Source organism: Polaromonas sp. P4_F4, assembly GCF_056401355.1.
Genome location: NZ_JBFUJO010000003.1, coordinates 202,448 through 221,098, shown reverse-complemented (window position 1 = coordinate 221,098; position 18,651 = coordinate 202,448). Strand labels below are relative to the sequence as shown.

14 protein-coding genes are annotated in these 18,651 nt (G+C 64.5%); 8 read left to right on the top strand and 6 right to left on the bottom strand.

Annotated elements, in window-relative coordinates; genetic code table 11:
- Positions 1–28: 28 nt before the first annotated feature.
- Genes AC1DUR_RS05320 through AC1DUR_RS05300 form a run of 5 tightly spaced genes read right to left on the bottom strand, consistent with a single transcriptional unit; the run spans position 29 to position 3,625 of the window.
- Positions 29–1,333 (bottom strand): aminotransferase-like domain-containing protein, encoded by a 1,305-nt coding sequence (locus AC1DUR_RS05320; protein ID WP_477721412.1) that lies wholly within the window; start codon positions 1,331–1,333, stop codon positions 29–31.
- A 54-nt stretch (positions 1,334–1,387) separates the two neighbouring features.
- Positions 1,388–1,717 carry a DHCW motif cupin fold protein gene (locus AC1DUR_RS05315; protein ID WP_477721411.1) on the bottom strand — a complete coding sequence of 110 codons (330 nt, stop codon included), beginning with the start codon at positions 1,715–1,717 and terminating at the stop codon, positions 1,388–1,390.
- Entirely contained in the window at positions 1,714–2,061 is a 348-nt protein-coding gene (locus tag AC1DUR_RS05310; RefSeq protein ID WP_477721410.1) for an antibiotic biosynthesis monooxygenase family protein, read from the bottom strand. Before AC1DUR_RS05310 ends, AC1DUR_RS05315 begins: the two co-directional genes overlap by 4 nt.
- The gene (locus tag AC1DUR_RS05305) at positions 2,061–3,017 is read right to left on the bottom strand and encodes a DMT family transporter (RefSeq protein WP_477721409.1); all 957 of its coding nucleotides are present in this window, start codon (positions 3,015–3,017) and stop codon (positions 2,061–2,063) included. Before AC1DUR_RS05305 ends, AC1DUR_RS05310 begins: the two co-directional genes overlap by 1 nt.
- Complete coding sequence (locus tag AC1DUR_RS05300) at positions 3,014–3,625, bottom strand: LysE family translocator (RefSeq protein WP_477721408.1); 612 nt, start codon at positions 3,623–3,625, stop codon at positions 3,014–3,016. Before AC1DUR_RS05300 ends, AC1DUR_RS05305 begins: the two co-directional genes overlap by 4 nt.
- Positions 3,626–3,734: 109 nt before the next feature.
- Here AC1DUR_RS05300 and AC1DUR_RS05295 point away from each other — a divergent pair, with 109 nt between their 5' ends.
- The 8 genes from AC1DUR_RS05295 to AC1DUR_RS05260 all read left to right on the top strand — a co-directional run bounded on the left by AC1DUR_RS05295 (position 3,735) and on the right by AC1DUR_RS05260 (position 16,727).
- Positions 3,735–5,231, top strand: coding sequence for an aminotransferase-like domain-containing protein (locus AC1DUR_RS05295; protein WP_477719118.1), 1,497 nt, complete (start codon positions 3,735–3,737; stop codon positions 5,229–5,231).
- A gap of 603 nt (positions 5,232–5,834) precedes the next feature.
- Entirely contained in the window at positions 5,835–6,863 is a 1,029-nt protein-coding gene (locus AC1DUR_RS05290) for a DUF11 domain-containing protein (protein ID WP_477719117.1), read from the top strand.
- Positions 6,864–6,894: 31 nt separating this feature from the next.
- Positions 6,895–7,398 carry a hypothetical protein gene (locus tag AC1DUR_RS05285; RefSeq protein ID WP_477719116.1) on the top strand — a complete coding sequence of 168 codons (504 nt, stop codon included), beginning with the start codon at positions 6,895–6,897 and terminating at the stop codon, positions 7,396–7,398.
- Positions 7,399–7,507: 109 nt separating this feature from the next.
- Positions 7,508–7,672 carry a hypothetical protein gene (locus tag AC1DUR_RS05280; protein WP_477721407.1) on the top strand — a complete coding sequence of 55 codons (165 nt, stop codon included), beginning with the start codon at positions 7,508–7,510 and terminating at the stop codon, positions 7,670–7,672.
- Positions 7,669–8,904: an autotransporter outer membrane beta-barrel domain-containing protein gene (locus AC1DUR_RS05275; RefSeq protein WP_477721406.1), complete on the top strand. Its 1,236-nt coding sequence runs from the start codon at positions 7,669–7,671 to the stop codon at positions 8,902–8,904. The genes AC1DUR_RS05280 and AC1DUR_RS05275 overlap by 4 nt, the downstream gene beginning before the upstream one ends.
- Before the next feature lie 106 nt (positions 8,905–9,010).
- Complete coding sequence (locus AC1DUR_RS05270) at positions 9,011–14,560, top strand: hypothetical protein (protein WP_477721405.1); 5,550 nt, start codon at positions 9,011–9,013, stop codon at positions 14,558–14,560.
- A 7-nt stretch (positions 14,561–14,567) separates the two neighbouring features.
- Positions 14,568–16,115 carry a COG1361 family protein gene (locus AC1DUR_RS05265; RefSeq protein ID WP_477721404.1) on the top strand — a complete coding sequence of 516 codons (1,548 nt, stop codon included), beginning with the start codon at positions 14,568–14,570 and terminating at the stop codon, positions 16,113–16,115.
- Between the two features lie 237 nt (positions 16,116–16,352).
- Positions 16,353–16,727 carry a cupin domain-containing protein gene (locus tag AC1DUR_RS05260; RefSeq protein WP_477719112.1) on the top strand — a complete coding sequence of 125 codons (375 nt, stop codon included), beginning with the start codon at positions 16,353–16,355 and terminating at the stop codon, positions 16,725–16,727.
- 101 nt (positions 16,728–16,828) lie between these two features.
- Here the strand turns inward: AC1DUR_RS05260 and AC1DUR_RS05255 are convergent, their stop codons facing one another.
- Entirely contained in the window at positions 16,829–18,565 is a 1,737-nt protein-coding gene (locus AC1DUR_RS05255; protein WP_477719111.1) for a phospholipase D family protein, read from the bottom strand.
- Between the last annotated feature and the right edge of the window lie 86 nt (positions 18,566–18,651).

The following is an 18,651-nucleotide window of genomic DNA, read 5'->3' as shown; positions in this document are numbered from 1 at the left end:
CCTGAAATATTGACGAATTTTGGACGGTTTAAAGGCTGGCTGCCAGTGCCTGATCCGTCGCGGCCTGCGAAGCCGCCAGCGCGGCAGGCGCCTGTCGCTCGCGAATCGCGGCGGCCAGCGCGGCGATGCCGATATTGATCTGCTCGACGCTCGCGGTGACAAACGACAGGCGCAGGGTGCCCGCGTCCGCTCCCTCGGCATAAAACGCGGCGCCGGGCACGAAAGCCACCCCGCGCTCAACCGCATGGGGCAACAGGTCCACGGCATTCATGCCCTCGGGCAGGCGCGCCCACAGAAACATGCCGCCCGCCGGTGTGTTCCATGACACGCCATCGGGCATTTCGCGCTGCATCGCGGCCAGCATGGCATCGCGCTGCGACTTGTAGAGCGCCCGTATGGTCGGCACATGGCGGTCCAGAAAACCGCCCTTCATGACTTCAGCCACCATGCGCTGGTTAAAACCCGGGCTGTGCAGGTCGGCCGCCTGCTTGGCCTGCAGCAGCTTGGGGTAGAGCGCCTTGGGCGCCACCATGAAGCCCAGCCGCAGCCCCGGCGCCAGCACCTTGGAAAACGAACCGAGGTAGACACAGCCTTCGGGGTTGCGTGCCGTCAGCGGCAGCGGCGGCGGGTTGTCAAACCAGAGATCACCATAGGGGTTGTCTTCCACGATGGGCAGACCCAGGCGCGCGGCTTCAGCGCTCAGCGCCGCACGGCGTTCTTCGGTCATGGTGCGGCCTGTCGGGTTCTGGAAATTGGGCAACACATAGAAGAACCGCGCGCCGGCGGCCTTGTTCGCCGCCGGGCCGCCCCAAGGCGAACCTGCCCCCTCGGGGGGCAGCGCAGCACACGAAGTGGCAAGCGTGGGGGCTGCCTTACTTGCCAGATCGGCAAGGTCCACGCCTTCGCCGTCGCTGGCCACGCTGACGATGTCGGGTTCCATGGGCGTGAAAGCCTGCAGCGCGCCCAGGTAGGTGGGCGTTTCCACCAGCACGCGGCTGCCCGCATCGATCAGGATTTTGGCGATCAAGTCCAGGCCCTGCTGCGAACCGGTGGTGATCAGCACTTGCGCCGGATCGACCTTCCACGGCAGCATGGCCGCCACCATCTCGCGCAGCGGCGCATAGCCTTCGCTGGCCGCGTACTGCAGCGCAGCGTGGCCGTCTTCGCGCAGCACCTTTTCACAGGCCGCGCTGAAGGCGCTGACCGGAAATGTCTTGGGCGAGGGCAGCCCGCCGGCAAAGCTGATGATGCCGGGCTTCTCGGTGACCTTCAGGATCTCGCGGATCACGGAGGGGTTCATTTTTTCGGCACGTGCGGCCATGTTCCATTTCATGTGTGTTCCTTTTTCTCTCTTCTCTTCTCTTCTCTTCTCTTCTCTTTTCTGCATTCAGTCCACGATAAACAGTTTGGCGCCATTCGGTGCCTTTGAGCGGTGCGCCTCGGCCCCATCGGCCACCTGGTAGCTCATGCCCGGTATCAGCACATGCACGCTGCCGTCTTCCAGCTCGGTATGCAATTCCCCCTCCAGGCACAACAGGATATGCCCTTTGCTGCACCAGTGGTCGGACACATAGCCGGCGGTGTACTCGACCATGCGCACGCGCACGTCGCCAAATTGTTGGGTACGCCAGAAGGCCTTGCCTGCCAGCGCCGAATGCTCGGTGCGGTCCACGGTGGACCAGTCGGTCGTGCCAAAGGGGATGTTGCTGATGTTCATGCTATCGGTTCTTCCTGTCGCGTTCGCTGGTTGGGCGTGATGTGCGCAATCGTGCCGTCGCCATACGAGCGCAGCACCTGCGAGATGACAATGTGAAAGCCCTTGTACCACTGGGTGTACTGGCGTTTGGCTTCCAGGTGCTTGGGGTGCGACGAGAAGGCGCGCAGCGACTCCTCGGTCTCCCAGAAGTAGACGGCGTTGCTCTTCGTGCCGTCCGGCGACTTCCACCACTCCGCACCCAGATAACCGGGGGTGGCGTGGGCGGCCTGCTCGATCAGCGCGTCCAGCGCGTGGAATCGCTCGTCGTAGGTGCCCGGTTCAAAGATGAAGGCGGCCGAATACATCACTGCTCCCCGGTGTTCAGTAGCGGGCCTGGGCCGGCCATCGGCGCGCGCGTGGCTTGGTGCACCGGCATTTTCTTGCCGACAAACACCGTGGCGATCACGGCCACGCCAAAGCCCACCGTCACCGCATCGAGCGACTCACCGAGCAGCGGCACGGCAAACAGCATCGACAAAAAGGGCTGCACCAGTTGCACCTGGCTGACGCGCACCGTGCCGCCCAGCGCCAGCCCGCGGTACCAGGCAAAAAAGCCCAGCCACATCGAGAACACCGCCACATAGGCAAAGCCCCACCAGGCGCTGGCCTTGAGCGGCGCCGCCGGCCAGCTGATGAGGGAGAGCGGCAGGGTCAGCGGCAGCGCCATCACCAGTGCCCAGCAAATCACATGCTCGGCACGCATGTGCTGTGACAGCCGCGCACCGTAGCCGTAACCTATGGCCGCGCACAGGCAGGCGGCCAGCAGCAACAGGTCTGCGAAATTGATCGACAGGCCACCCACAGCGCTGCCCGAGCGCAGCATGGCAAACGCCACCACCAGCGCGCTGCCCAGCGCGGCGCACAGCCAGAAACCCGCGGAGGGGCGCTGGCGGTGCAGCAGTGCGCCCACGGCAGCGGTGGCCAGCGGCAGCACACCCACAATCACGCTCGCGTGCACCGCCTCCACATGGCGCATGGCGACCGAGGTGAACAGCGGAAAGCCAAACACCACACCGCTCGCCGTGACAGCCAGCGGCCACCAGTCCTGGCGCCGTGGCAGGGGTGCACGTGTGGTCAGTAAAAACACGGCTGACAGGCCAGCCGCCACCACGGCCCGGCCCAGTGCAATGAAGACGCCTGACATTTGCGGCGCGTCGGGCGTGCCCGTGGCCAGGCGCGTCATCGGCAGCGTGACGGAGAAAATCACGATACCCAGCAGGCCGAGCCAGAGCCCCTTGTTGAGTTGGGCGTCCCGGTTCATAGATAGAGCATCCAGATGGCGGTGACCACGAGCACCAGCGCCATGGCGTGGTTAAACCGGAGCAGCCGGCGGGCCGTGCCTTCAGGCCCCGACAGCCAGTCACGCAGCAGGGAACCCGCCAGCGCATAGGCCAGGTTGCTGACAAAGGCAAAGGCCAGCATCACCGGCAGCACCACGGCCATGCGCAATGCGGGGTCGCTGCGCCCGGCGATCCAGCCGCTGACAATCGCCAGCGCCAGCATCCAGGCCTTGATGTTGACAAACTGCAGCGCCGCGCCCTGCCAGAAGGTGACATTCATGCGGGCCGCGTCGGCTTCGCTGAGCTGGCGAGAGTGGGCTATTTTTGAGGCCAGCCACAGCAAATAGGCCACGCCGACCACCTTGATGGCCCAGCCCAGCAGTGGCACCGCCAGCAGCAGCGCGCCCAGGCCCAGCGCACACAGGCTGAGCAGCGCGCCCCAGCCGACCGGCACGGCGCAGACAAAAGGCAGCGCGCGCTTCAGGCCGTGGTTGGCCGCCAGCGCCGTGGACAGCGTGGTGTTGGGCCCCGGCGTGAAGCTCATCGCCGTGGCCAGTACCAGTAAAGCCATAAATTCTTGCCAATTCATGACTCAGACTTTATAGTTGAAACCAACACACTACCAATACAGTTAAGGGTACAAATTTCAAAACTGTATTGATAACCGTGTCGGCACACTTACCCATCAAGGCCACGCCATGTTGATGAAAACCGCTTCGCAGTCCCTGACAGAACAGCTCAGCGCACGCTTTGCCGAGCGCATTCGCAGCCGCCTGCTGGCACCCGGCGCGCGTCTGCCATCGGTGCGGCTGTGTGCCGAACAGCAGGGCGTGAGCGCGTCCACGGTGGTGGCGGCCTATGACCAGCTGCTGGCGCAGGGGCTGGTGGAGGCGCGCAAGAATCGCGGCTTTTTTGTCCGCGATGCATCGCTCAATGCGGCGTTGACTCCCGCCAACAAAGTGCTATCAGCTATGAAAAACATAGCGACTGCGCCGGGCGCCGCACCCGCATCCGAAACCCCGGCCCCGCTGAACAGCTGGAGCACCGCCACCTGGATGGCCACACGCCAGGCGCCGGTGGACGCCACCGCACTGATTCGCGGCATGTTCCACAAGATCAGCAACAAGCCGCAGCCCGGCATGGGCGTGTTTCCACCGGACTGGCTGGAGACCACTTTCATGCCGACGGCCGTCCGCAAGGTCACCAGCGTCAGTGCGCTGCGGGATTTTTCGCTGCAGTACGGCGAACCCATGGGCGACAGCGGCCTGCGCCGCGCACTCTCGCAAAAGTTGAGCGCACTCAATGTGCACGCCGTGCCCGAGCAGATCATCACCACCGTCGGCGCCACCCATGCGCTGGACATCGTGAGCCGCACCCTGTTGCGCGCTGGCGACTGCGTGATGGTGGAAGAACCCGGCTGGGCCGTGGAGTTTGCGCGGCTCGACGCCCTGGGCATGCGCATCCTGCCGGTGCCGCGCCGCGCCGACGGGCCCGACCTGGAGGTGATGGCGCAGTACTGCGAAATCCACCAGCCCAAACTGTTTGTCAGCGTTAGCGTGTTCCACAACCCCACCGGCTACTGCCTCACGCCCGGCAGCGCCCACCGTGTGCTGCAGCTGGCCAATCAGCACAACTTTCATATCGCCGAAGACGACACCTACAGCCACCTGGCGCCCGAGCACGCCACGCGGCTATGCGCCCTGGATGGCCTGCAGCGCACGATTTATGTCAGTGGTTTTGCCAAAATCCTCGCGCCCGGCTGGCGCGTCGGCTTCATGGCCGCGCCGCCCGACCTGGTCGAGCGCCTGCTCGACACCAAGCTGCTGGCGACGCTGACCACACCCGCCCTGCTCGAAAAAGCCTTGGCCTGGTGCATAGACCAGGGCCAGTTGCGCCGCCATGCCGAACGCATACGCACCCGGCTCGACCAGGCGCGCGCCCGCAGCGTCAAGCTGGCGCTGGCGCATGGCTGCACCTTCGCGGCCGAGCCGGCCGGCCTGTTTGGCTGGGTGGATACCGGGGTAGACACCGACGCGCTGGCGCAGCGCATGCTCGACGAGGGCTACCTGATTGCCCCCGGCGCGCTGTTCCATGCGGTGCGCAAGCCCAGCACCCTGATGCGCATCAACTTTGCGACCACGCAGGAGGCGGCGTTCTGGAAGGTGTTTGCGCGCTTGCGCGATGGGGTGCGCTGAGATTTGCCTTGAGTTTATGAGCGGCTTTGGTTTCCAGCCCAGTGACTGCAGGCGCAGGTAGCTATCTGATTCGTAGCAATCATTCGCCGTCACCCGTCACCCTTCATTCGCTGACTTTGCCTGGCAAGGTTACGCAAAACATCCCCTCCCACGAAAAAAAGCCGAGGCCAAGGTTGGGTGCCATCGTCTGCTTGCCCGCATCAGATACAGGGCGAAAACCTGGCTTGCCTTTTTCACAAGCAACCCGGACTCGGGGCGCCTGTCGTTGTTACGTAAATTTACACAATCACCCAGAAAAAAGTAAATCTAAATACTTAAATTTGCCGTGATGACGATTGAGGGGATAGGCGTTTTTATTGGGAAAAGTTTCGTGAAAAAGCACGCCATACAAGAAATGTTCAGGGAATATGTGTGGTTTTAGGCAATGAACCGATTTATTTGATTCATTCGTATCACTAAATTCGCCAGTTGTAGCTGGCTTTTGTTACGATACAAAAAGTTACATACACCGGTCAATTGGTGAGAAATATTTACACCTTGTTGGGGGTGGAGGCAAAGGTGCTCTGTCTTGGCCCGAGGTTGGCAACTGGAATCGAGTAATGGATGAGATTGCGTCGAGGATTCGGTAATTGGAGAAAAAGCCTGGCGGGCCTGACGGTTGCCGTGGCTGGCTTCGCCGCGCCTGTTGCCTTCGCCGCAGGCGCCCCTGCGGGCACGCCGATCCCGAACGCGGCCACGCTCACCTACTCCATCGCCGGTCGGCCGGCGACACCCGTCACGGCGGTCGCGCCGGTTGTGGTTGTGGCCGAGGTGATCAACGTGGTACTGACCTGGCAGGACGGCACTCCGGTGGCCGTGAACTCCCCGGACGCGGGCAAGGCACTGACTTTTGTGCTGACCAATACGGGCAATGGAGCCGAGACGTTTGGGCTGGCGCGTAACAACGCGATCGCGGGCGACCAGTTCGACCCGACAAACGCGGCTGCCGGCGCGATCTACCTCGAAAGCGGCGTGCAACCCGGCTTCCAGCCGAGCGGCCCCAATGCCGACATCTTGTACCTGCCCGGCATCAACGACCCGGTGCTGGCAGCCGATGCCAGCCGAGCCGTCTACGTTTTCAGCAGCATCCCCGCAGCGCTTGCCACTGGCGCAACCGGCAACGTCAGCCTGAGTGCCAGCTCGACGACGCCTGGCGCGGCCGGTGCCCGGCCCGGAGCTACGCTGGCCGGACTCGGCCAGGGCGGGGTGGACGCGGTCGTCGGCGGCAGCCGCGCGCAATCAACCGTCACCGGCGGCTACATCGTCTCGGGCATATCGCTGACGGTGGTCAAGACGGTCGTTGCCGTGCGCGACCCGCTGGGCGGCAGCCTGGTCATGCCGGGCGCAGTGCTGACCTACCGGGTGGTGCTGACCCTGACGGGTTCGGGCATCGCCGAAAACTTTTCCTTCGCCGACCCGCTGCCTGCCAGCACCACCTATGTGCCCGCCAGCATCACCGTCGATGGTGTCGCGCGCAGCGATGGCGCCGACGCCGACAACGCCAGCTTTGCCGGCGGCGCGGTCGGTGTCCTGTTCGGTAACACCCCCGTGCCAGCCGCCCGCGTCATCGAATTCAAAGTCACCGTCAATTAACCCTGAAATCTTGGAATCCCGGAAAACCACCATGCGCAAAACTTTAACCAGCATCCTCCTGTTCGGCCTGGCCGCTACCGCCGGCCCATTGGCCTACGCGCAAGCCCGCCCGGCTGGCGGCAACATCGAGTTCAAAAACATCGCCGAGGTTGAAGTCGAGGTCAAGGCCGCCGACGGCAAGATCGAGAAAAAACGCGGCCCGGTGCAAAAGGCCATTCCCGGCACGGTGGTGATCTACACCTCCACCTTCAAAAACATCAGCGCCAAGCCGGCCGGCAACATCAACATCAACAATCCCGTCCCCGCCAACACCACATTGGTGGCCGCCAGTGCTTATGGCGAGGGCATGGACATAACTTACTCGGCCGATGGCGGCAAAACCTGGGCTGCGGCCGACAAGGTCAAGGTCAAGGGCGCCGACGGCAAAGAGCGCCCGGCCGGTATTTCCGAGTTCACCCACATCCGGTGGAGCCTGCGCGGCGAACTTGCGCCGGGCAAGCAGGGCGAGACAGGCTTTCGCGTCGTCGTCAACTAAGCCCAACCCCCACGCCTGACTTTGTGTGCTGCGTTGCCCCGCGGGGCGCGCAGTCGGCTTGCGACGGCCTGGCGCCGCCTGAGCCGCGCGCGCCCACGGAAAACCCGCCATGAACACCCTGCATCAAGCCGCGCCTTGTGTGGTCGCCGCGCCGGCGATTCAAGCCGCCTTCAAGAAAGAACCGAATCGCAACACAAACCCAATTTCAGATTTTGGTTTTCCACTTTCCACTTTCCACTTTCAACGTTCAACTTTTTACAAGGAAGCACCATGAACTTATTCTTTCGTAACATCCTGGCCAGACCGGGGGTGCTCATCGCGCTCGCGGTGTCCGGCCTAATGAGCGGCGGCGCGGCCCATGCGGCAGGTACCGCGGCCGGCCAGGCCATCACCAACCTGGCCACGCTGAATTATTCGGTCGGTGGCACGGCCCAGAGCCCTATCGGTTCGTCTGCGACGGGCAACACATCTGGCGCGGGCACCAATACCAGCTTCGTGGTCGACAACAAAATCAACCTGCTGGTCACGACAACCGACGTCAGCCCCGGCGTGTCCGTCGTGCCGGGCTCGACGACGGCGACTGCCACTTTCAACGTGCTTAACTCAGGCAACAGCGCGCAGGATTTCTCGCTGTCAACAGCCAACCTTGCCAATGGCACGGTACTGTTCGGCGGCACCGACAACTTCGATCCCACCGCCTGCTCGGTCAAGGTTGAAAGCGGCGCCACCGCAGGCTACCAGGTGCTCGAAGACACGGCGACCTTCATCGACGAGCTGGCGGCTGATGCCAGCAAGACGGTCTACGTGATCTGCTCGATCCCGTCCGGCCAGATCAACAATGACATCGGCGTGGTCTCGCTGACCGCCACAGCCCTTGTCGGCGGTGCGGCCGGCCAAGGCGTTGCCCTCGTCGAGACCACTACCGCCAACACAGCGGGCGTGGACATCGTGTTTGCCGACGCAGCCGGCACGGATGACGTTGCCCGTGATGCCAAGTCCTCCTCGCGCGACGTCTTCAAGGTCGTGACGGCCACCCTGACGGTCACCAAGGCGGTGGCACCGGTCTGCGATCCGTTTAACGGCGACGTTAATCCGAAAAACATACCGGGCAGCTTTGTTCGTTACACGATCACGATCGCCAACATCGGTGCCGCCTCGGCCACCCTGAGCACCATCACCGACACGTTGACCGCCTTGGTGACCTTCGACGCCAACCTGATCACGGGCGTGGGCACGGCCGCACCGGCGACGACCTGCAGTGCAGCCACGGGAACCGCTACATCGGCGGCTGGTTCAGGCTTCCTGGTTGACGTCGCGGGCGACACGCGCGCGGGCTTTCCGAAGTACTACACCACGACAAGCAGCGTCGACGGTGTCGACCTGACGGGCGGCAACGTCGTCAACGTCAATTTCGGACTGGTGCTGCCGGTGGAGGGAACCTATACGGCCGGTGAATTGAAGGCGACCGAATCCGTCTCGGTGATCTACCAGGTCAAGATCAACTAAGCAGAAGTTGCGCCAGATTCACGGCATCTTCCAGCCCTCCAGCGCGGTCCTCCGCGCGGGAGCGGCTGCCTTGCGCTCGCTGAAGTCCGCTTCAGCGGGCCTTTGCATGGGTACGCCTCGTGCCCATGCAAAGGCCTGGTTTACCGGTTGCCTTGGCGCGCCTGCGGCGCTGGCGCGCCGCCTGCTGGTCGGAGGCGTGATCGCCTTGACCGGCATGGGCGGCATGGGCGGCGCTTTGGCCGCCACGCCCGCCAATACGCCGATCACCAACATCGCCAGCGCCATCTACAGCATTTCAGGCACGCCGGTCACGGTGACCGGTTCGGTCACCGTGCTGACGGCCGCGCGCCCGCCCGCGACCATCGAGTTCATGCAGTATGTGTCCAGCACCAATGGCCTGCCTGCCGGCGTTGCGACCTCGCAGAACGTGCCGGTCACGCAGTGCAACGCGGGTGCCGGGTTCAACCCGCTGCCCACACCCGCTCTGCCGGGCGGCCGGTCGCTGGCGATTCCGGGAAGCCAGTTGCTGGCCCCCGCCAGTCTGTATGCCAACGGCGACACGGTGTTTGTGCGCGTTACCGACTACGACCAGGACATGGACCCACTGGTGGCCGAAACCGTCGTGGTCACGGTGTCCAGCAACGGTGTCGACACCGAATCGCTGCGGCTGACCGAAACCGGCCCTTCTACCGGTGTGTTCATCGGCTACATTCCCGCGAAGTCCGGTGCGGCCCAGTCGGGCAACTGCCAGCTCAACGTCGGCGGCAACCACCGCTTGTTGGCCACTTACAAGGGGCAGTCCGCGGGCAGCATTGCCGTCACTGCGGCGGCGCTGGTGGACCCTTTCGGGCTGGTGTTCGACTCGTCCACCGGCCTGCCGGTCAATGGCGCACAGATCACGCTGATCAACATGGCGACGGGCCAGCCCGCCACGGTGCTGGGCGACGACGGCACGAGCAGCTTTCCCTCGACCGTGACCAGCGGCGGCAGCGTCACCGACAGCGGCGGCGCGGTTTACTCCTTCGCGCCAGGGCGTTACCAGTTTCCGCGCATCGCGCCGGGCAGCTACCGCCTGGCGCTTGCGCCACCTGCCGGCTATGCCTTCCCCTCCCTGGCATCAACGCCTGCGCTGCAGGCCTTGCCCGGTGGGCCTTTCCTGATTGTCACAGGCTCGCGCGGTGAAACCTTCCCGGTGCTGCCCGGCCCAGCGCTCGAAATCGACATGCCGCTCGACCCGTTGGCCACGGCCGGCGTGCAGATTACCAAGAGCGCAGGCAAGGCGTCGGTCGCCATAGGCGAATTCGTGCCCTACACCGTCACCATTAGCAATGGCAGCAATAAATCGGTGGCCGGGGTGCGGATTGCCGATCGGCTGCCCGTGGGCTTTCGCTACCAGGCCGGCTCGGCCAGGCTGGAGAAAACGGTGCTGGCAGACCCCCGTATCAGCGCTGACGGGCGTGGCCTGGAGTTCAGCATCGGCACGCTGCCCGGCAACGGCACCTTAAGCCTGCGCTACGTCGCGGCGGTACAGGCCGGTGCCCAGGTGGGCCAGGCCGAAAACACCGCGCAGGCCATAGGTGGAGCGAGCTCCAACATCGCGCGGGCCAGCGTGCTGGTGCGCGAGGACCTGAATCGCAGCCGCGCCATCCTGATGGGGCGCGTGACGCTGGTCGAATCCTGCCAAAACGACGCCAGCAACGAGAAGGACGACGCGAAACCCGACCCGGCAAGCATGCCGCTGGGGCTCAAGGGCGTGCGTGTGATGCTGCAAGACGGCACTTACATCGTGACCGACCAGGAAGGCCGCTGGCATGCCGACAACATCCGGCCCGGTACGCATGTGGTGCAGCTCGACGAAACCAGCCTTCCCAAGGGCTTCGAACTGCAGGCTTGCGAGCAGAACACCCGGACCGGCGGCCGCAATTTCTCGCAGTTCGTCAACGTGCGCGGCGGCACCCTTTGGCGCGCCGACTTCCGGCTCAAGAAAGTGGCAAGCTGCCTGAGCCAGCAGATGCAGGTGCAGGTGCAAGGCAAGGCTGTGAGTCTGCGCCTCGCGGCACCGGTCGCCAACCAGGCCCTCAGCGCCACCGTGATGCTGCCCCATGGCGCCAAGGTGGTGGGCGGCAGCGTCAAGCTCGACGGAAAGCCATTCGCCCAGGCCGAGCCAGGCGACGGCTTCCTGGTGGCGCGGCTGGGCGCACAGTCCGGCAATTGGCAACGGTTGCTGAGTTTTGAGCTGGAATCGGCACCCAGCGCAGATTTCGCGGTGAGCGTGCAGGTCCAGCCGAACGATCAGCCGGCGCAAAGCCTGTTGCCGCTGCACCTCAAGGCGCCGGCCACCGAAGCCGCGCAGTGCGCGCCCATCGCCCTGCCGGCACCAGCTGCCGCGGGTGCCGAGCCCAAGCCTTCCGCTCCAGCGCCCACTGTCAGCCGGGCCGCTCCCCTGCAGCAACTGGTCGAACAGTTGCCCTACGATGACAAATGGATTGCCGCGGCCGCACCCGGCGCCGAATGGCTGCACCCGCAAGCCGGCTTTGTACCGGCGCTGCCCGTGGTGAAAGTGGCGGTCAAGCACGAGCCCCGGCACCAGGTGGAACTCAAGGTCAACGGCGCCCCGGTTGGCGTCTTGCGCTACGACGGCATGGTGATGAACCCGGCGGGCACGCTGGCGCTGTCCAGCTGGCGCGCCGTGGAGCTGCGCGATGGCGCCAATCTGATGGAAGTGACGGTGCGCGACCCGCAAGGGCAGATCGTGCTGCAGGAAAGCCGCAACATCCACTACGCCGTGGGGCCGGCCAGCGCCGTGTTCGACGCCAAGCGTTCACGGCTGGTCGCCGACGGCCGCTCGCAGCCGCTGATCGCCGTGCGCATGCTGGACAAGGAGGGGCAGCCGGTGCGGCGCGGCGCGGGCGGCGAGTTCCAGGTCGCGGCGCCCTATCTGTCGCAAGACCAGGCCGAGGCGATCCAGCGCGAGCCCCTGACGGGCAAACTCGGGGGCAAGGCGCGGTACCAAGTCGGCGACGACGGCGTGGCGCTGATTGCGCTGCAGCCCACCACGCAGGCCGGCGAGGTGGTGCTTAACTTCGACTTTGGAAGCAGCCGCACGCAAGAGATCCGGGCCTGGCTCAAGCCCGACCTGCGCGAATGGGTGCTGGTCGGTTTTGCCGAGGGAACCCGGGGCTTCAAGGGCCTGAGCGGCAACATGGAAAGCCTGAAGGCTGCGGGCGCCGACGAGCAGCTGTTCGACCAGGACCGCGTGGCGTTTTATGCCAAGGGTCAAATCAAGGGCGAGTACCTGCTGACCATGGCCTACGACAGTGCCAAGGAAAAAAATGCTGCCGGCAGCACGGTGCTCAAGCAGGCGGTCGACCCGAACCTGTTTTACACGCTGTATGCCGATGCCACCCAGCCGCAGTTCGACGCGGCCAGCGCGCGCAAGCTGTACCTGAAGATCGAGAAGGCGCAGTTCTATGCGATGTTCGGCGACTACGACACCGGCCTGTCCGTGACCGAGCTGGGCCGCTACAGCCGCACGCTCAACGGCTTCAAGTCCGAGTACAAGGGCGAGCGCTTTGGCTACAACACCTTCGCGAGCGTGACCGCGCAGAGCTTTCGCAAGGACGAAATCCAGGGTGACGGCACTTCGGGCCTGTACCGGCTGACCAGCCGTGACATCGTGGTGAATTCCGACAAGGTGCGCGTCGAGGTGCGCGACCGCTTGCGGCCGGAGATCATCATCAGCACCAGAACCTACACGCGCTATCTCGACTACCAGATCGACCACGCGCTGGGTACGCTATTCTTTCGCGAACCGATTGCCCCGCGCGACGCCGCTTTCAACCCGGTGTTCATCGTCGCCGAATACGAGTCCGGGAGCCAGGCCGATGCCAAGCTGACATACGGTGGCCGCGTCGCCATGAAGGTGGGTGAGCAAAGCGAGCTGGGCCTGACCCGTATCCACGAGGGCAACGTGGGCCGGGAAGCCTCGCTGACGGCCGCCGACACGACGCTGCGCTTTGGCGACAGCATCAAGTTGCGCGCCGAGCTCGCCCAGAGCCAACGCAACGCGGCAGCAGGCAAGGAAGGCGGCAACGCCTATCTGGCGGAGTTGAGCCATGTGGATGGCAACCTGGACGCGCGCGCCTACGCGCGCCAGCAAGACGCCGGCTTCGGCCTGGGTCAGCAGGCCGGTTCCGAGGCCGGAACGCGCAAGACCGGCGCCGACGCACGGTTCAAGCTGTCCGATTCGACGCAGATCCAGGCGGAGGCCTACCGCCAGGAAAACCAGGTCAACAACGCGCGACGTGACGTGGCCGAGGCGCGCGGGCAATGGAAACACCAGGCGCTCACCACCAGCGCCGGCGTGCGCGCGGCCAGCGAGAGCGACGGCAAGGGCAAAGACGCCAGCGCACGCCAGCTCGTCGGCAGCGTGGGCTACGAGATGCTGGACAAGCAGCTGAATTTGCGCGCCAGCACCGAGCTGGACATGGGTGGCCGTGGTGACAGCACCACCTTCCCGAGCCGGATGATCCTGGGTGTCGACTACAAACTGACGGCGCAAACCACGGTCTTCGCCGAGCATGAGCTGGCACGCAGCGCGACGCTGCAGGCCGACACCACCCGCGCGGGCCTGCGCACGCGGCCCTGGAACGGCGCCGAGGCCATTGCGTCACTGGGTAACCAGGTCAGCCCCGACGGCGGACGGCTGTACAGCAACCTCGGGCTGGTGCAGAAGTGGCAGATTGACGAGCAATGGGCCGCCGATTTCGGCATCGACCGTTCGCAGACGCTCAGCGGCGTCGCGGCCAACCCGTTCAACACCGCGCAGCCGCTGGCCTCGGGCACCACGGCCAGCACTTCATCCAGCCTGATGTCCGGCACGGCGACAGGCGCCACGCCCGGCCTCGTGACCGGCGACTACACGGCGCTGTTTGCGGGTGCGGCCTACAGAACCAGGGACTGGAGCAGCAACGCCCGCATCGAATGGCGCGACAGCAGCACCGACACCAAGATCAATCTGCTGCTGGGCGCGCAGCGCAACCTAGACGACGGCCGCACCATGGCCGCAGGCCTGACCTATAGCCGGGTCAAGGGCACCGTAGACAACACCAAGGTCGATGCCCGCCTCAGTTACGCGCACCGGCCGTTGAACAGCGAGTGGATCTGGCTCGACCGGCTACAGTACGTGCACGAATCCACGCAGGATCTGGCGGGCCGTTTGCTCACACGCAAGCTCATCAACAACGCCAACGCCAACTGGATGCCGAACCGGCGCACCCAAATCGCGTTCCAATACGGCGCCAAGTATGTGCGCGACAGCATCGACAACACCGCCTACAAGGGCTTCACCGACCTGATCGGCATCGAGGCGCGGCAAGACCTGGGCAAGCGCTGGGACATCGGTCTGCATACCGGCATGCTGCGCTCGTGGCAGACGGGCGCGCGCGACTACCAGCTTGGCGTTTCGGTCGGTGTCAAGGTCGCCGACAATGCCTGGCTGAGCGTGGGCTACAACCAGCGCGGCTTCGTCGATGCCGACTTCACCGGCGCGGCGTACCGGGCCCGTGGCGTGTACCTGAACCTGCGCGTCAAGTTCGACCAGGACACCTTCAACCTCAACGACCGGAACAAGAGCCCGTTGTCATTCAAGCCCTAGGCATCCCATGCGACTTAACGACCTCATCAGGATTTTTCCGGCCTTGTGGCTGGCGCTGCTCATGCCGGGCCTGGTCCATGCTTTCGGTGCGACCCAATGCGCGGCAGAGCGTTTCGGGTCGGACCTCGGCTGCACGGCCAACGACGTCAGCATCACCGCCATCACCGTGGTGGGCGGACCGGCCTCCTGCACCGGCGGGCAGAACATCACGCTCGACCTGGATGTCACGGTGCAATTCGCGTCGCCTAATCGCTGGGACGTTGGCATCTTCATTTCAAACGACGGCAACAGTCCGCAGACGCTCCCTGTCAATGGCGGTGCGGCTTCCTGCTCGGTGGCGATTCTGCCCACCCCCTCGGTTCTGGCGACGTCGCCCTTTCTCGACCTGGACCCCGGGCCATGGAGCGGCACGCGCGACACCTGCGGCGACGGCAACGGGAGCATCCGGGGCGGCACCGGTAACGGCGTGTTGCGCATGGCCGGCGTCAGCGTGCCGTGCCGGGCGAATCCGCCGCCGGGAACCGCAGGGACCCTGGGGACCGCGGGCAAGCTGTTCATCCCGTTCGTCGTGAGCTGGGACAACCAGTCCAGCCCGTCGGGCGGCACCTGCACCTCCATCAACGATCCGGCGCCCAACACCAAGTCGAAATGCAACGCTCCCGAGATCTTCCAGGGCTCGGTTGATGTGATCGTGCTGCCCACCATCAGCAAGACCGACGGCATCACCAGCATCACGCCGGGTGACGCGACGAGCTACACGATCACCATCACCAATTCCACCGGCATCGTATTGTCAACTGCCAACAGCAATGCCGCAGTCTTCAAGGACCCGGCGGTGAGCAACCTGAACGTCAGCAGCGTGACCTGTCTGGCTTCGGGCGGTGCAACCTGCCCGAGCGCCGGTACGGCCTTGACGGTGGCCAACATGCAAGGCGCCTCGGGCGTCACGATTCCCGCGATGCCAGTGAACAGCGCCGTGGTGTTCACGGTCAATGCGCAGCTCAGCGGCAACCCGACCGGAACCCTGACCAACGTCGCCACCGTCACCGCCAACAGCCAGACCAACAGCGCCAGCGACGTGGACACGATCGTCTACCCGGGTCTGCTCAACATGAAGACCGTCTCGGTGATCAGCGACCCGGTCAACGGCACGACCAACCCCAAGAACATTCCGGGTGCGCAGGTGCTCTACACCATCACCATCAGCAATACCGGCCTGGGGACGGTCAACACTGATGTGATGACCATCAGCGATCCGATTCCACCCAATCTGGAGCTGTACGTAGGCGCCGCGGGCGGCCCGGTGACGTTCACGGATGGCACGACTTCGAGCAACCTCTCGTACACCTTCACATCGCTGTCGAGCGCCACGGACGACGTCACGTTCTCCAACGACGGCGGCACCAGTTTCACCTACACACCGGCGCCCAACGGTGCCGGTTACGACGCCGCAGTGACCAACATCCGGATCAATCCCAAGGGCAAGATGGCGGCCTGGAGCGGTTCTGGTTCGTATCCCTCGTACAGCCTGGGTTTGACCGCGCGCATCAAATAATCGGTATCAACTTTGCGACCGCGGCGTTCTGGAAGGTGTTTGCGCGCTTGCGGGATGGGATGAAGTAATCCGTGCGGCGGATTGCGCCCTGGCGTGGGGCGGTTTATAACTGCAGGAAAATTCAGCCTGGTGAAGGCGGTGGAGCAACTGGAATGAAGCCCACATCGAACGCTATTTGGTGCAGTGAACGAAGTTCCAGGCGAAGTTTGAGGCTTTAAGCGGCAAAGGAGGTAAAACATGTCGACCATCCTCAATTTCCGGTGCCTGTACCCCGACGATGACGGTGTCTCGCACTTTGCGCCGCTTGACGTCGAGATGTCGCCGCGCGAGTTCGCGCCGCCGGCTCCGCCGTTCAGCGTTTCGCCCCTCGAAACTGCGTCGCGCTATGGATTCCTGCATTTGCCCGCGGGGTGGGTCGGAGATTTGCACCCCTCGCCCCTGCGCATGTGGATCATCGTGTTGTCGGGGGAAATGGAGTTCGAGGCGGGCGACGGCGAGCAGCAAAAAATTGCGCCCGGCAGTGCGTTGCTGCTGGAAGACACCACCGGCATGGGTCATTGCAGCCGCGTGCTCGGCAACCAGCCAGCCGTCCTGGCGGTCGTGCATGTCTAGGAGTCTGCCGGGCTTGGGACTTCGAAAGCGAAAACCGGCCCCAACCGAATTCATCAAAAAACCGGCGCGCTTCGGTTCTTCAACGGTTCGTCAACGGTTCTTCAAAGCATCTCCTCCGGGGCAAACGGCCCGATCAGCTTGAGCATCAGCTTCAAGCCCACGCTGGCATCCGGCTCGGAGGTCGAATCCTTCAGCTGGGAGCCTTGCGGCGCGCGCCAGGTCAGTTGGCCGTCCACCAGCTCCACCCGGTAGGCGCCGCGCGCCAGCGCCGGCTCGATCAGGCGCGCAGCTTCCTGCGACAGGGCGCGGCTACGGATGACGATGGCGACCTCGCTGTTCTGCAGCTTGGAGCGCAGATCCAGGTTCATGGAGCCCACTGCCAGCAGGCGGTCGTCCATCACCACCACCTTGGCGTGCAGGCTGGCCCGCGAACTGCCATTGGAGCTCGAGGACGAGCCGAGGCTGCTGAGGGAGCCTGCCTGGTTGGCGCGCATTTCGTAAAGCTCGATACCCATGCCGAGCAGCGCCTTGCGATAGCGGGCATAACCGACGTGCGCGGCCGGTGCATCGTTGGAGGCCAGCGAGTTGGTCAGCACCCGGATGCGCACGCCGCGTTGCCGGAGGTCGGCAAACTGTTTCATCATGCGTTCCCCGGGCACAAAATAGGGCGAGACGACCAGCAGGTCGGTTTTGGCCTGCGACATGAGTTGCAACAGGCCATCCACCGCCGTGTCTTGCGACTCTTCGGTACTGTCAGCATCGGCGGCGATCTTGGACGGTTTGTCCACCAGCATGGCCGATGGCGCCCAGGTCCAGCTCAGCAGTTGCAGGTTGGTTGAATTGGGCAAGGCCGGGAGGGTGGTGGTGCCGCCGTTCGGTGACGTGACCACCCGCTCGGTGGTGGTGGGGTTGGCGCCGCCCGTCGCGGCAGCCGGGACGCTGGCGGCGGTGGCTGCGGCGGCGGGTTTGTCCGGATTGGCGGGTTGGGTGCCGGGAATGGCTGCCGTGTTGTCGGCCCGGGGCTTGAGGGCTTCGATTTGCCTGGCGGTCATCAGCGACTGCACCGGGTAGGCCTGCGGGTTGTTCCAGTACTGGTCGAAGCTGCCGGACAGGTCGCGCGCCATGCGGCCGGCGGCCAGGATGTCAATGTCGACAAAGTTGGTGTTCTCACTTTGGCCGAAATAGGTTTCGCCCAGGTTGCGGCCTCCGGTGATGGCCACGGCGTTGTCGGCAATGAAAATCTTGTTGTGCATGCGCCGCTGGATGCGGTCCGCGTCCTTGAGGTTGCTCAGGATCCGGAAAAACAGTGAGCTGCGGCCGCCGGGCAAGGGGTTGAACAGCCGCAGTTCGATGTTTTTCTCAAAGGCCAGCTTCAACACCTGGGCGTTCTTGCCTGAGGTGTTGAAGTCATCCAGCAGGATACGGATGCGCACGCCCCGGTTGGCGGCGTCGCGCAGCGCCTCAAACATGCGCTCGGTGGTGTCGTCGGCAAAGATGGCGTAGTACTGGATATCCAGCGTTTTTTGCGCCGACTGGATCAGCGTCATGCGGGTGGTGAAGGCCAGCTCGGCACTGCCCACCAGTGCAAATCCGGAATCGTTGCGGGTGCCGGCCCTGGCAGCCCAGACTTCGACGGCCCGGCCCAGCGCGGTTTCCGAAGGAGCGGCCAGGGCGTGCGAGACCGGCCTGTCGACCTCAGTGGGCAGCGATGCGCAGCCGCTGATCCAGCAACTCAACAGCAGTGCGCAGGCCCACTGTGCGCCGCGCGATAAACGGGCTGCAGAAAAGGCCCGGAAAGAGGGAAGGCCTGCCCGGCTGGATGCTGCGGTGGTGGGCATGATGCAGACCACTTTAGCGCAGGCTGGGGGATTTGTGCGCCCGCGGCGCCCCGGTGTCTGTCTACACTTTCTGTAGGCGCCCGGCT

What these genes read in the sequence shown, in the direction of transcription:
- AC1DUR_RS05320 (WP_477721412.1), bottom strand. Translation starts at nt 1,333, where the DNA reads ATGAAATGGAACATGGCCGCACGTGCCGAAAAAATGAACCCCTCCGTG.
- AC1DUR_RS05315 (WP_477721411.1), bottom strand. Translation starts at nt 1,717, where the DNA reads ATGAACATCAGCAACATCCCCTTTGGCACGACCGACTGGTCCACCGTG.
- AC1DUR_RS05310 (WP_477721410.1), bottom strand. Translation starts at nt 2,061, where the DNA reads ATGTATTCGGCCGCCTTCATCTTTGAACCGGGCACCTACGACGAGCGA.
- AC1DUR_RS05305 (WP_477721409.1), bottom strand. Translation starts at nt 3,017, where the DNA reads ATGAACCGGGACGCCCAACTCAACAAGGGGCTCTGGCTCGGCCTGCTG.
- AC1DUR_RS05300 (WP_477721408.1), bottom strand. Translation starts at nt 3,625, where the DNA reads ATGAATTGGCAAGAATTTATGGCTTTACTGGTACTGGCCACGGCGATG.
- AC1DUR_RS05295 (WP_477719118.1), top strand. Translation starts at nt 3,735, where the DNA reads ATGTTGATGAAAACCGCTTCGCAGTCCCTGACAGAACAGCTCAGCGCA.
- AC1DUR_RS05290 (WP_477719117.1), top strand. Translation starts at nt 5,835, where the DNA reads ATGAGATTGCGTCGAGGATTCGGTAATTGGAGAAAAAGCCTGGCGGGC.
- AC1DUR_RS05285 (WP_477719116.1), top strand. Translation starts at nt 6,895, where the DNA reads ATGCGCAAAACTTTAACCAGCATCCTCCTGTTCGGCCTGGCCGCTACC.
- AC1DUR_RS05280 (WP_477721407.1), top strand. Translation starts at nt 7,508, where the DNA reads ATGAACACCCTGCATCAAGCCGCGCCTTGTGTGGTCGCCGCGCCGGCG.
- AC1DUR_RS05275 (WP_477721406.1), top strand. Translation starts at nt 7,669, where the DNA reads ATGAACTTATTCTTTCGTAACATCCTGGCCAGACCGGGGGTGCTCATC.
- AC1DUR_RS05270 (WP_477721405.1), top strand. Translation starts at nt 9,011, where the DNA reads ATGGGTACGCCTCGTGCCCATGCAAAGGCCTGGTTTACCGGTTGCCTT.
- AC1DUR_RS05265 (WP_477721404.1), top strand. Translation starts at nt 14,568, where the DNA reads ATGCGACTTAACGACCTCATCAGGATTTTTCCGGCCTTGTGGCTGGCG.
- AC1DUR_RS05260 (WP_477719112.1), top strand. Translation starts at nt 16,353, where the DNA reads ATGTCGACCATCCTCAATTTCCGGTGCCTGTACCCCGACGATGACGGT.
- AC1DUR_RS05255 (WP_477719111.1), bottom strand. Translation starts at nt 18,565, where the DNA reads ATGCCCACCACCGCAGCATCCAGCCGGGCAGGCCTTCCCTCTTTCCGG.